General features: G+C 57.3%; 10 protein-coding genes. 6 read left to right on the top strand and 4 right to left on the bottom strand.

All coding sequences use genetic code 11. The annotated features are described in order from the left end of the window. Positions 1 to 19: 19 nt before the first annotated feature. On the top strand, positions 20 to 2,335 hold the full coding sequence (locus ANT_RS16650) for a M4 family metallopeptidase (protein WP_013561170.1): 2,316 nt from the start codon (positions 20 to 22) through the stop codon (positions 2,333 to 2,335). A gap of 72 nt (positions 2,336 to 2,407) precedes the next feature. Here the strand turns inward: ANT_RS16650 and ANT_RS13950 are convergent, their stop codons facing one another. Then, positions 2,408 to 3,448: an NAD-dependent epimerase/dehydratase family protein gene (locus tag ANT_RS13950; RefSeq protein WP_013561171.1), complete on the bottom strand. Its 1,041-nt coding sequence runs from the start codon at positions 3,446 to 3,448 to the stop codon at positions 2,408 to 2,410. Positions 3,449 to 3,606: 158 nt separating this feature from the next. On the opposite strand from ANT_RS13950, the gene ANT_RS13955 reads away from it, so the two are divergent. Genes ANT_RS13955 through ANT_RS13975 form a run of 5 tightly spaced genes read left to right on the top strand, consistent with a single transcriptional unit; the run spans position 3,607 to position 10,191 of the window. Next, the gene (locus ANT_RS13955) at positions 3,607 to 5,286 is read left to right on the top strand and encodes a hybrid sensor histidine kinase/response regulator (protein ID WP_041455064.1); all 1,680 of its coding nucleotides are present in this window, start codon (positions 3,607 to 3,609) and stop codon (positions 5,284 to 5,286) included. A gap of 3 nt (positions 5,287 to 5,289) precedes the next feature. Then, complete coding sequence (locus ANT_RS13960) at positions 5,290 to 7,215, top strand: hybrid sensor histidine kinase/response regulator (protein ID WP_013561173.1); 1,926 nt, start codon at positions 5,290 to 5,292, stop codon at positions 7,213 to 7,215. Positions 7,216 to 7,225: 10 nt separating this feature from the next. Further along, complete coding sequence (locus ANT_RS13965) at positions 7,226 to 8,569, top strand: nicotinate phosphoribosyltransferase (protein ID WP_013561174.1); 1,344 nt, start codon at positions 7,226 to 7,228, stop codon at positions 8,567 to 8,569. A gap of 27 nt (positions 8,570 to 8,596) precedes the next feature. Continuing rightward, positions 8,597 to 9,403 (top strand): SdrD B-like domain and LysM peptidoglycan-binding domain-containing protein, encoded by an 807-nt coding sequence (locus tag ANT_RS13970; RefSeq protein ID WP_013561175.1) that lies wholly within the window; start codon positions 8,597 to 8,599, stop codon positions 9,401 to 9,403. Next, on the top strand, positions 9,400 to 10,191 hold the full coding sequence (locus tag ANT_RS13975; protein WP_013561176.1) for a YlbF family regulator: 792 nt from the start codon (positions 9,400 to 9,402) through the stop codon (positions 10,189 to 10,191). Before ANT_RS13970 ends, ANT_RS13975 begins: the two co-directional genes overlap by 4 nt. Before the next feature lie 276 nt (positions 10,192 to 10,467). Here ANT_RS13975 and ANT_RS13980 read toward each other — a convergent pair whose 3' ends face one another. From ANT_RS13980 to trmD, 3 genes are all read right to left on the bottom strand, one after another. Further along, a complete protein-coding gene (locus tag ANT_RS13980) occupies positions 10,468 to 11,523 on the bottom strand; it encodes a BMP family lipoprotein (RefSeq protein WP_013561177.1) in 1,056 nt (351 codons plus the stop codon). 173 nt (positions 11,524 to 11,696) lie between these two features. Then, entirely contained in the window at positions 11,697 to 12,953 is a 1,257-nt protein-coding gene (locus ANT_RS13985; protein WP_013561178.1) for an SLC45 family MFS transporter, read from the bottom strand. Between the two features lie 36 nt (positions 12,954 to 12,989). Further along, positions 12,990 to 13,736 (bottom strand): tRNA (guanosine(37)-N1)-methyltransferase TrmD, encoded by a 747-nt coding sequence (gene trmD, locus ANT_RS13990; protein ID WP_013561179.1) that lies wholly within the window; start codon positions 13,734 to 13,736, stop codon positions 12,990 to 12,992. Positions 13,737 to 13,751: the final 15 nt, after the last annotated feature.

The following is a 13,751-nucleotide window of genomic DNA, read 5'->3' on the forward strand; positions in this document are numbered from 1 at the left end:
TTTAAGGCGAGGTTGTTCTATGCACTGTTTTTCCCTTTCTCATGTCTTTCGCTTTCTATGGCGGGTCGTGACGGTCGTTTTGCTGGCGCTAACCGCGCTGGGAACAGGTTCTTTCCGCACTCAGGCATCTGCTTCGGAAGCCAGACTACCGGCGCAGTGTCTGCCGGCGGGTGAAAGCCGGCTGACGCTGAACAGCGAAACCGGGCTGGTGCGCTTTGTGGGCGTCAGCCAGGAAAACGCCATTCCCCAACCGCAGGCGCTTCCTGCCGATGCCACCCCGGAGATGGCGGCGCGGGCATACCTGCAGGCGTGCGGCGGGCTGTTTGGCTTGAAAGACCCGGCAACCGAACTGACCCTGATGAGCAGTGAACGCGCTGAAAACGGCGGCGGGGTGACGCGCTTCCAGCAGGTGGTGGAAGGCATCCCCGTGCTGGGCGGGGAACTGGTTGTCCACACCACCGCCAGTCATGACATTCTGACAGTGGGCGGCGAGATCCTGCCCAAGCCTTCCCTGAAGACTACACCCATCGTCCCGGCAGAAGATGCCCGCCAGCGCGCCCTCGAAAGCACTGCCCGCAAGCATGGGGTGGATGCCGCGGCACTGACCACAACCGAACCGCAACTGTGGGTGTACTACCCGCCCATTCTGGGCGGGCGCGGCTTGCCCATTGCCCGGCTGGTGTGGCGCATGGATGTCGAACCTGCGGGGGAACTTCTGCCCATCCGCGAACTGGTGCTGGTAGATGCTCACGCCGGCGTGGTGGCGCTTTCGTTCAATCAAATTGACACGGTCCTTAACCGCAAGGTGTACGACAACAACAACGTGCGCAACAACACATTACAGAGTTCTGCCAACCTCAAGCGTGTTGAGGGGCAGGCAGCCACCGGCATCAGTGACGTGGATAAAGCCTACGATTACTCCGGAGATGTGTACAATTTCTACCTGAACACCCACAACCGCGACAGCCTCGACGGCGCGGGCATGGCGCTCATCTCGACCACGCGTTTCTGCTATACCTACACTTCCACTTCCTGCCCTTACGTGAATGCCTTCTGGAACGGCGCGCAGATGGTGTACGGCGACGGCATGGTGGCGGATGATGTGGTGGCGCACGAGATGACCCACGGGGTAACCAGTTTTACCTCGGGGTTGTTCTACTATTACCAGTCGGGCGCCATCAACGAAGCCTTTTCAGACATCTGGGGGGAATGGATTGATCAGACCAACGGTAAAGGCAACGATTCCACCGGGGTTAAATGGCTATTAGGCGAAGACCTTCCTGCATCTGTGGGCGTCATCCGCAGTATGAGCAATCCGCCCGCCTACGGCGATCCCGACCGCATGACCAGCACAAACTACACCTGCGACCCTTATGAAGAAGACAACGGCGGGGTGCATACCAATAGCGGGGTTGCCAACAAAGCCGCCTATTTGATCACCGACGGCGGCACCTTCAATGGCAAAACGGTTACCGGTTTAGGCATTACCAAAGCCGCACACATCTTCTACAAAGCCCAAACCAGCCTGCTGACCTCTGCCAGCGATTACCTCGACCTGTACAACGCGCTCCAGCAAGCCTGCAGTCTGCTGGTGGGGACGAACGGCATCACCACCGCCGACTGCACGCAGGTGAAGAATGCCCTGGACGCGGTGGAAATGAATCAACAACCTACCGGGTGTGCCGCCCCCGAAGCGCCGGTGTGTACCACGGGCGTTCCGATTGACCTGTTCAAGGATGATTTGGAAAACCCCGCCAGCGGAAAGTGGGCATCCAGCAGTCTGAGCGGCGGTAATTACTGGTTCTACCCGCAATATCCCAATTCCCTGTCTTTTGATGCTACTTATGCCACCAGCGGAGTGACCAACTTTTGGGGCTACAATTATGACGGGGCAGCCAGTTATGCCATTGCCATGACATCCAGCGTAGCGCTGCCGGCGGGAAGCACGCCTTATTTGCACTTCAAACACGCCTACGGCTTTGATGATGATGCCTACAGCGCTTATGACGGCGGTGTGGTGGAATACAGCACCAACAACGGCGCTACCTGGACAGATGCCGCCGCGCTCTTCACCCACAATGGCTACAACGGCACGATTTATACCGGGTACGGCAACCCGCTGGCGGGCAGGCAAGCCTTTGTGCGCGAGAGCAACGGCTACATTTCCAGCCGCCTCAATTTGAGTTCGCTGGCGGGACAGAGCGTGCGCTTCCGCTTCCGTATTGGCACAGATAACAGCGTGGACGACTATGGCTGGTTCATTGATGACGTTCGGATTTATACCTGCGCCACTTCTCTGCCCAATAAAACTTACCTGCCTTACGTTCAGCGTTAACGCAGGCTGAGAGAAACGGCAGACTCCCCGTTTTTACCGGGGAGTCTGTTGTTTTATCTGCTCGTTTTGGCTTTAGAAGAATATCTTCACCAGTTTGAGGGCTTTTTGCTTCCACGGCACGCGGTGGGTCACGCCTTCGCCGCTTTGGGCGAGGGCATCCTTGTTTGCCAGATACCAGCGGTAATTGCGCAAGAGGGCATCGCGGTTGGAGTATTTGGGTTGGAAGTTCAGCACCCGCTGAGCCTTTTCGATGGACACGAACGAGTCCTTTGAGGCGGTCTCGTAAATCCAGGGGTAGAGGGGAGAGAGGTTCAACGCTTCCAGAACCTTGAGGGCAAGGATGACAGGTCCCGCCGGGAAGGGGATGATGCGCTTGCCGAAACCGGCTTCATCCAGCACGGCTTGATAGTCCTGGCGCATGGTGGTAAACTCCGCCGCACCGATATTAAAGGTATCGTTGACCTTCTCGGCGTCCAGCGTCATGCAGGCGTGGATGGCTTCGCACAGGTCTTCCACATCCAGCAGTTGATAGCGGTTGTTGCCCGAGCCAATCATCGGGAAGTTTTTGCCCTCGCTTGCCCACTCGTAGAAGATGGCAAACACCCCCAGCCTCTCCGGCCCGATGAACGACTTGGGGCGCAAAATCGGCACGCACATGCCCTTCTGGCGGTATTCCAGGCACACTTCCTCAGCCTCAATCTTGGCTTTACCGTAAGGACCAACGCCAATCAGCGGGTCATCCTCATACAGAGGATGGTGATCGGGGACGCCATAGACTGCCGTGCTGGAGATGTGAATGAAGCGCTTGACACCCATGGCATGAGCTTCTTCCAGCAGGATGCGCGTGCCGACGACATCGGTGGTGTAAATCTCTTCCGGGGGGTAAAGGGGCAGTGCCGCGGCGGTGTGAATGACCATCTCTGCGCCCGCCATGCTGCGGCGCACTGCCTCACGGTCGCGGATATCGCCCTGATAAAAGGTAATGCGGTTGCGCTCCGGGTAGGCAAAATCTACCAGGTCAATGCCGGAGATGTGAGTATAGCCTTTCTCCAGTAAATAACGCACCAGATTGATGCTCAAAAACCCGCTAATGCCGGTAATGTAAATATTCATGTTCCATTCCTTGTAATTGGGTGTTTCCAGAGTAATCTGATTTTACTCAAAAATCTTGTCTTCTGCGCATGGCGAAAACGTTTTCTGCGCGAATGATAAAAACTTTGCCGGGGCAAAATTCTCCCCAATCCGGGCTACTCATGCTATATTATAAGAATATGGCAAATGGGCGTGATCGCATCTTACTCGTCGAAAGCGATCCCGTTGTAGCGGACCTGATTGGCAGGCAGGCGCTGCAATCGGTAGGATATCAGGTGGTAGTGGTGGGCGACGGTAATTCTGCCATCGCCCGCGCCGTGCAATGGAATCCTGACCTGGTGCTGGCGAACCTTAACCTGCCGGGGTTAAGCGGCAAAGACCTCATGGTTGCCCTGCAAGCCCAGGGCTTACAGATGCCGGTCATTTTGCTGGCAAACCGCGGACAGGAAGCCGATATTGTGCAAGCCTTCCGCCTGGGCGCCACCGATTACCTGCTTCTGCCGGTGCGCGAAGCCGAAGTGGTCTCGGCAGTGGAGCGCGCGCTCAAACAGGTGCACGAACGCCGCGAACGCGAGCGCCTGCAACAGCAACTGCAACAGACCAATCAGGAATTGCAACAACGCGTGCGCGAACTGACCACCATCTACTCGGTAGGTAAAGCCGTAACGTCTATTACCGATCTCTCCCTCTTAATGGACCGCATCCTCGAAGGCGCGGTGACCGTCACTCAGGCGGATGTGGGTTGGTTCCTGTTGCGCGATGAGGACAAAAAGCCCTTTGTGCTGGTTGCCAGCACAAACCTTCCCAACTCGCTGGGGGCGGTGCGCGGTAAACCCTGGGATGACTCCATCAGCGGGTTGGTTGCCATGTCCGGCGAGCCGTTGAGCATTCACGGCGAGCCGCTCAAACGCTTCAAGATTTCCAGTTTGGGACAGGCAGCCCTGATTGTGCCCATCAAAGCCGTTTCGCGAGCCCGCCGCCATGTAGTGGGTTTGCTGGTGATGATGCGCCGCGCCGCCAATGCCTTCAGCACCAGCGAACAGCACCTGCTCGAAGCCCTGGCAGATTACGCTTCCATTGCCCTGACCAATGCGCACCTCTTCCGCGCCGCTGAAGAGCGCGCCCGTTCGCTGGAACTGCTGGCGCAAAATGCCCGCATCGGGGAGCGCATCAATCACGACATCCTGAACACGGTGCGCGAATCCATGGCGGCGCCAATTTCCGCCGCGGCGGAAGCGCTGAACAAACTGGGCAAAGACCCTACCGCGCGCTGGCGAGCCGATCAGCGCCAGTTGCTCTCCACCATTCAGGAAAAACTGGATGTCCTGCACCAGATTGTGGAAGCCATTCCAACACCTACCTCGGGAGACACCCGTTCAACTCCGGCAAAACTGAACGATTTGATTCGCCAGGCGGTCACCCGCGCGCAAAAACTGGCACAACCTAACCGCCTGACCCTGACCACCGAATTGCCCCCCGAAAGTGTGACCGTGAATGTGGAAGCGGGATTGCTGGAGCCGGTGCTGGATAGTTTGCTGGCAACGGCCATGCGACTGAACGATTCGGGCGCTCCGGTGGTGATTCGCCTTGAACGAGAAAAAGATGGAAACGTCCACCTCGTGGTACGCATCGCAGGGGTTGTTTTGCCCCAGGCAGATGTGGAGCGCGTGATGAATGATACTTACCCCATGACTTCCCCCTCAGCGCCGCGCTTCAGCGGGTTGGGCATCCGCATGGGGTTGATTCAGGAAATTCTCAGCCGCCAGGGAGCAAAAATCTGGCTGGAAAGTCAGAGCGGGAAAGGCACCGCTTTCCACCTCACCCTGCCCCCTGCACTTCAACTTTCGGGTAAACCGTAACACATGATACCTCAAGCGACCGATACGATTTTGATTGCTACCCCCAATCCACAGGTTAACTTCCTGCTGGAGCGGATTATTCGATCCATGGGGTACGGCGTGTTTGTCTGCGCGGATCGCGCCAGCCTCAAAACCCTTCCCTCGGGGTTGACTCCCACCATGATGTTCATCTCCGAAAAAATGGATGGTGAGAGCGCCGAACTGGAGACGGCTCGAGAACTCAGCCAGCGTTTTCCTGCCGCCCCCGCCGTGCTTTTCGTGGAACACGATCACCCCGAGAAACTTAAAGCCGCCATGCGCCTGGGATTTATCGAATATCTCTCCCTGCCCCTGCGCACCGATGATGTCATGCGGGTATTGCGTCATGCACTGGAAATTGGCAAATTGCGCCGCGAAGCCATCATGCTGGAGACCCGCCGCGCCACTGCCAGTTTACAGCAACGCCTGGACGAACTGGAAACCCTTGCCCGCCTGGGACGCACCGTAGTCAGTTCCCTGGATCTGGATCATGTGCTCAGCGCGGTGGTGGACGCGGCGGTGGAAATGACCGGTGCCGAAGAGGGCAGTCTGCTTATGCTCGACCCGGCAACGGGAGAACTGTACATGCGCGCCGCGCGCAACTTTAATGAAGACTTTGTGCGCACGTTCCGCCTGCCGGTGAAAGACACACTGGCGGGTACGGTTATCCGCACCGGTCAACCGGTTTTGCTGGACGACAGCACCCCACAAAAAATCAAGACCACATATCTGGTACAGAGTTTGCTGTATGTGCCGCTGGCGGTACACGGACACACCTTTGGCGTATTGGGGGTGGATAACCGTCAACATGGCATCCCCTTCACCGAGCATCATCTCAAACTGCTGGGAGCCCTGGCAGAGTTTGCCACCATTGCCATTGAAAATGCTCGCCTGTACACCGAAACCATTACCGAGCGGCGCAAACTGGAAACCGTGCTGACCAACGTCCAGGACGGTGTGGTACTGATGGATCGGGAAAAACGCCTCTTGCTGGTCAATCAAACCGTGCGGCAGGCTTTTTCTCTCCCCGAAAATCATTTGACCGGACGTTCTTTCCGCGATGTGTTCAGCCATCCGGCTCTGCTGGAATTGCTGGAAGGGTTGGAGAATGGCACCGACCGCACTGAGGTGCAGGTAGAAGACGGCAGGTACTTCACCGTACGGGTGTCGCCCATCCCCGAAGTGGGCATTGCCCTGACCTTCTCGGACATCACCAGCCTGAAGAAACTGGATCAGATCAAGAGCGATTTCGTCCACACGGTTTCGCACGACCTGCGCTCGCCGCTTACGGCAATTCTGGGATACGTGGAACTCATCGAACGGGTAGGGACGGTCAACGATCTGCAACGCGATTTCATCCGTCGCATTCAGGTCAGCGTGCACAACATCACCAGCCTGGTGGACGATTTGCTCGACCTGGGACGCATCGAAGCCGGCTTCGATACCCGCAAAGAGCCGGTAGCCCTCGACGCCATCATCCGTTACAGCGTGGAAGGTTTCAAGAAAGCCCTGGGCGAAAAAGGGCATACCCTGCAGTTAGACCTGCCTGCTCAGGCGCCCAGTTTGCTCGCCAACCCGGTGCAGATGCGCCAGATGGTGGACAACCTGCTGGACAACGCCATCAAATACACTCCCCAGGGTGGAAAAATCCAGGTCTCCCTGCGGGTAGAAGGCAATCAACTGCTCTTCCAGGTGTCCGATAACGGCATCGGCATTCCGCCCATCGACCTGCCCTACGTGTTCGACAAATTCTACCGCGCCAGCAACGCCGCGCCGGATGTTTCCGGAACCGGCTTGGGGCTGGCAATTGTTAAGTCCATCGTGGAAGCACACGAAGGACGCATCTGGGTCGATTCAGCCGTAGGAACCGGCTCCACCTTCACCGTAGTACTCCCACTGAGCGGAGGATAAAAACAACCCTATGAGCATCTTTGACGGTCAGCGGTTGGACAACCGTACCTTTAAATTAGATATTGAGCGTATGCGCCGTGGCTGGTACAGCGATAAGTACTTTGTCAATATCGCCGTAATGCTCAATGAACTGTCACGCCGCAAGTACCTCTATCGGGGCGATAAACCCAACCTGCCCCCCCACATGGCTCCCAATGACCTGCTGGTGGGCGATATTGAAGTAGAAATGCAGTGGTTTACACGCCGACCGGGCACAACCATCGTTGTCGGGGTAGACAAAGCCCTGACCATGCTGAAGCACTGCACCGGTTACTGGGACGGTGACCACTTCGTGGATACCCATGAACAACTGGAAGTGTGGGCAGTGCACGATGGCGCGCTGGTGCACTACAACGGCGACCCGCTCAACATTACGCCGGTGATGCGCGTGCGCGGGCGCTACCGCGATTTTGCCATGCTGGAAACGCCCACGCTGGGCATCCTCACCCGCGCCAGCCGGGTTGCTACCAATGTTTATGAGACGCTCATTGCCGCGCGGGGCAAGCCCGTGCTGTTCTTCCCGGCGCGCTTCGATGTCCACGAGGTGCAGGCGGCAGATGGCTATGCCTACAACATTGCCGTTCAGCGCTTCAACATGGATTACGCCAGCACGCTGGGACCGTTTGTCTCCACCGATGCCCAGGGCGACTGGTGGGGCGGCTACGGCGGCGGCACCATTGCCCATGCCGCGATTGCCAGTTTCCTGGGTGATACAGCAGAAGCCATGCTGGCATTTTCCGAAGTGCTCCCCAAGAGCATTCCCCGGATTGCCCTGGTGGACTTCAACAACGATTGCGTGGGCGACTCGCTACGGGTGTGCCGTAAGATGTTCGACCGCTACCGCGCTTTAATTGAAGAAGGCAAGCCCGACGAAGCCGAACGTTACCGCCTGTACGGAGTACGCCTGGATACCAGCGGAAGCCTGCGGGATATCTCCGTTCCGCCGCTGGGTGACCCGGACCTGGACCTGGGCGTCAACCCACGGCTGGTGTTCCTGGTGCGTCAGGCACTGGACAACGCCGCCGAAACCTGGGATGTGCCCCCGGAATGGGTGGAGCGCGCCCGTGAGTACTGCCGGGGGGTGAAAATCGTGGTCTCGGGCGGTTTCAACCCCGATAAAATCCGCCGCTTCGAAAAACTGGGCGTACCGGTGGATATCTACGCGGTGGGTTCCTCGCTCTTCAACAACCATGGACCTACAGTCACCGACTTCACCGCTGACGTGGTGCGCGTCAAGGTACACGGTGAGTGGGTGGATATGGCAAAGGTTGGGCGCCGTCCGCGCGACAACCCCGAAATGGAGCGCGTCTGGTAATCGGCGGGCATGTTATAATCCTGAAGTATGGACAGGAATTTTCGCCTTTTTACCATTGCTCTTGCCTTATGCCTGCTGATCGGACTGATGCTGACCGGCACAGTTTCACCTGCTACGGCTCAGCCCCTGGAGCAGGTCACCTACCAGACGCCTACACCTCAGCCAGATGGACGTATCCTTTACATCGTCCAGCCGGGCGATAACTGCCTGCGGATTGAACTGCTCACCGGCGTGAAGGTGCAAACCCTGCGCGAACTCAACAACCTGGATTCTGCCTGTACACTGGTGCAGGGACAGGAACTGCTTTTAGGGGTGGTTACCCCCGAACCCACGCCAACCCTTGCACCCGATATCACCCCTACCCCCCTGCTCCCCACCCCCACTCCCATGCGGGGTACCGGTCAGGTGTGCGTCATCCTGTTTGCCGATCTGAACGGCGATGCCGTGCGTGAGGATAGCGAACCGCCGATTCTGGGCGGGGCAGTGAGCGTGACCGACCGTTCTGGCAATGTTTCCCTCTCCGGCTTAACTACCGATGACCCGGAAAATCCGCTGTGCTTTGCCGATGTGCCGGAAGGGGAATACAACGTCAGCCTGGCGGTACCACCGGGGTACAACCCAACCACAACCACCAGCGTGCCGATTCAACTGCTGGCGGGAAATGTTTCGGTGATTGACTTTGGTGCACAAATCAGCGTCCGCCAACCGCCCCCTGGAGAGACGCAGAGCGGTGGGCGCTCGCCGCTCTTGCTGGTGCTGGGAGCACTGCTCGTCCTTGGGGGCATTGGGCTGGCTGTGTACGTGCGCCTGTTCCGAAATGTGGGCGGTGAATGAGCCTTTCTGCTTTTGTGCCTGCCATTCTGCAACAACCGGACAAAGAACCGATTCGCCATGCTACGCTGAATCTGGCCGAGGCGCTGGCCGAGTCGGAAGAATTTCAACGGTTTTTAGAGTCCGCTCAGACGGTGCATGGCAATGCTGAAGTGCACCGCTTGCTGGTAGCCATCCGTCAGGGACGCACCCGCTACGATCAGGGAGAAGCCCCTTCTCTTCAGTCACAGGTGGAAGCCCTGCCGGTGATGCGCGCCTACCGCCGCGCCGAGCAAGCCGTGCGCTTCCTGTTTTCAGCAGTGGTGCAGGAAATCAGCCGTTCGGCGGGGGTGGACTTTCTGGAACACGTCCATCAAGAGATGAACGCCTGCGGGATGCCCGTTCACGTAGTTTCGGATGAGGTGCTCAACCTTCCCGAAACTTTGCCCGAGCCTTACGCCGAGCCCGCCCGCCGGTTAGGCGAAGCCCTGCATAACTCCCCGGAAGTGCAGGCTTATCTGGCGGTGCAGCGTGCCGTCCGTGAGGACATAGCACTGGCAAATTTACGGCGCGAGGTAGAGGAGATGGAAGAATCCTTCAACGTGCGTCGCGCCAGCGGATATTACCCGGCAAGCGGGGAACTGGAACTGTATGCTGAAAAACAGGCGGAATTGCGTCAGCACCCTCTCTTAAGAGCAGAAGAGGATGCCCGCGCGCAAGTGATGGAACTGTTCAGCGCCGTGCATACCCTGTTATCCAACTCGCTGGGGATTCTGTTCAGCGAACTGGCAAAAAAGCCGGGTTTATTTTGAGCATCTTTCCAAATTTCTTGAGTCTCATCAGGATGAGATAAAAAAGGATTGCAAGTTTTTACCGCAAAGGCGCAAAGTACGCAAAGAGGGGAAAGTGTGCGCCCAAAAGCGTTCACTTCGACACGCTCGGAAAACGTTAATCTGCGTACCCTGAGCCTGCCGAAGGTTGCAGGAAGGAAAACAAGGCAAAACTGCCATTTTTGAATGGTTCTTTGTTACCCGAAAAGAAAGAGGGCGGCTTTTCAGCCGCCCTCTTGTTCACAGGTTCATGCGGACTTATTTGATGTCGGCGAGTTTGATCTTGCCGTCAATGATGTCCTTCTTGAGTTGCTCGATCTCAGCCTTCAGTTCGGCGGGAACCTTGCTGTCGAGGTTGTGGAACGGAGCAATGCCCACACCGTTGTTGGCGAGCGTACCGACCACGTTCGTGCCACCCTTGAAGGCGCCATCTTTCACCTGCTTGGCAACCTCAAGCGTGGTGGCGTCCATGTTCTTCAACACCGAGGTCAGGATGATGTCCTGATAGCCTTCAGCGGTGAGGAACCAGTCGGAGTCCACGCCGATAATGAGGGCGTTACCGCGTTCCTTGACAGCGGCGGCGGTGCCCAGACCCACAGGCCCAGCCACGGGCATGATGATATCGGCGCCCTCGTCCATCAGGGTGATGCCGAACTCTTTACCCTTGGTCTGATCATCGAACGAGTTGGTGAACAAGCCCTTGTCGGGGGCAGCCAGGTCGTAACCCAGCACTTCCACGCTGGTGCCTTTCACCTGATTGTAGTATTTGACGCCGCGCACGAAGCCATCCATGAAGATGGTCACGGGCGGGATGGGCAGACCGCCGAAAGTACCGACCTTGCCGGTCTTGGTCATGCCGGCGGCCAGGTAGCCAGCCAGGAAGGCAGCTTCATCGGTGGCGAACACCTGACCCACCACATTGCTGATAGGCGGATCATAGGAGAAGTCCACGATGGAGAACTTGAAATCGGGGTTGGCTTCAGCCGCAGCTTTGGTGGCGTCGCCCAAAAGGAAGCCGACGGTCACGATCAGATCGCACTTCTCTTCGATGAAGGCGTTCAGGTTCTTCTCGTAATCGGCGACTTCTTTGGACTCCAGGTACTTGGCTTCAAAGCCCAGTTCGTCTTGCGCGCGCAGAGCGCCCTTCCAGGCGGTGGCGTTGAAGGATTTGTCGTCAATACCACCGGTGTCGGTGACCTGACAAATCAACTTCTTTTCAGGCGCCTGAGTGGCGGTCGCCTGGGGCGTGGTGCACGCGCTCAGAACGAGCGAAAGAACCAGCACCAGAGCCAGCACGAGGGAAAACTTTTTCATATGATTCTCCTCCACTGAGAATTAGGGTTTTAAGTTACACGGAAAACCAGAGAGATTGTCTAACAACAATCCAACTCTGGCTACCGGTAACTGTATAGAAGAGTATAATGCGCTTTCCTGATGGATGCAAGTATGAGAAACGCCCTTTTTTTCTGATGAAAATCACAAGGTTTTTATGCTGAAGGTACACTTTTCGCTTCGCCGCGACGCACGCCCAGCATCATCACCAGGGCAACCAGCATAAACAGCGGACCGACCAGCATGGTATTGCTGTAGTCCTTGCCGGTCAATTGGATAATCCAGCCATTGAGGTTAGGACCGGCAATGGCAGCCAGGGTGGAAAAGAGGTAGTACAAGCCGGTGTACGTACCCACCCGCAGTTGATCGGTCATATCCACAACCATTGGCAGGGAGTTGACGTTAATCATTGCCCAGGCAATACCGGCAATCATCAAAATCACTCCCACCACCGGCACCACACCCAGCACCGGCAGGCGGGTAATCTGGATCAGCAGGGTTTCGGGCGGCAGGAAGTACATGCCCAGCATGCAGGCGGAGAGAAGGATAATGCCGCTCATGATGACCTTGCGTCGCCCAAATTTTCCACCCAGCATACCGGCAGGCAGAGCAAAGAGGACGAACAACAGCGATAACTGCCCCAGCAGGCGCGCACCATCTCCGCCGGGCAAGCCCAGGTGATTCTGAGCGTACAGGGTAAAGAAGGCTTCAATGGCGTTGTAGGCGACAAACCAGAAAAAAATCGCCAGCAGAATACGCAGGGCACTGCGCTCCTGCGAGGTGAGCACATCGATCAAACTCTGCCACAATGAGGGTTGCTCTTCCGAGGTGGTTTCATATTCTTTCGGCTCTTTGATGAAAATGAAAACCATCAGCGCCGCCAGAATCACCAGCGCCGATCCCATCCAGAAGGGATAGGCTTCATTGATATTAAAGAGTGGACCTCCCACCAGTGTCCCCAGGATGGCGCCCAATCCACCCATCAGGTTGATAATGCCGTTGGCTTGCGAGCGGTATTCTGAGGGGGTGATATCGGGCATGAGTGCCACCACCGGTGTGCGCCAGAACGCCATGCTCAGAATCAGCGTGCTGGTGCAGGCAACGAAGAGAGGCAGAACCGAAGCCAGTGGAATCAAGCCAAAGACCAGCGCGGCAATGGGCGCGCCGATGAGGATGAAGGGCATACGACGTCCAATGGGCGTACGCAGACGGTCCGACCATGCACCCACCGGCGGCTGGATAAACAGCGCGGCAAAGTTGTCAAAGGTCATGAACAAGCCAATCAGCCACGGCTCGATGTGGAAACGGTTGGCAAGGAACAGCGGGACGAAGGCATTGTACACCATCCAGATCACGCTGACGCCAAAGAAGCCGAACCCCAGCAAAAATGTTCGACCGATGCTGAATTTCATGCAGTCCTCCTCAGAGTTGGGATGGGTGAAAAAGGATTATGCCCCGGATTCGTCCGGGGACTTGCGCACCTGTTCCAGAAATTTGCGATCTTCTTCGCTCAAAGGGGCTTTTTCCAGCAGATCAGGGCGGCGCTGCAGGGTGCGCAGAAGTGCCTGCCGTCTGCGCCAGCGGGCAATCTCGGCATGATTGCCCGAAAGCAACACCTCCGGCACCTTCCAGCCACGGAACTCTGCCGGACGGGTGTAGTGGGGGTATTCCAGCAAGCCGCTGGCGTGCGAGTCGTCTATGGCGCCGTCGGGGTCGCCCAGGGCACCGGGAATCAGGCGGGTGATAGCGTCCATGAGGATGAGGGCGGGCAGTTCCCCGCCGGTGAGGACGTAATCGCCGATGGAGATTTCATCGGTGACCAGATGTTCGCGCACCCGTTCATCCACACCTTCGTAGCGCCCGCACAACAGCGCCAGGTGCGGATACTGCGACAATTCCATGGCAACCTGCTGGGTAAAAACCCTGCCCTGCGGGGTGAGCAAAATCACCGGGCAGGCAGGTGGTGCACCCAGCACCGACTCGACGGCATTGAAAATAGGCTCGCACTTCATCACCATGCCGCCACCACCGCCATAGGGAGGTTCATCGGTCACGTGGTGACGATCGGTGGCATATGCGCGGATATCGTGGACGTGCACTTCCAGCAAACCGCGCATGCGCGCCCGCTCCAGAATACTCTCATTAATGTAGGGTTCAATCAACCCGGGGAAAAGGGTAAAGACGTCAAAACGCATGTCTTTATTCTACCG

Origin of the sequence: Anaerolinea thermophila UNI-1 (assembly GCF_000199675.1) — a bacterium.
Lineage (GTDB): Bacteria > Chloroflexota > Anaerolineae > Anaerolineales > Anaerolineaceae > Anaerolinea > Anaerolinea thermophila.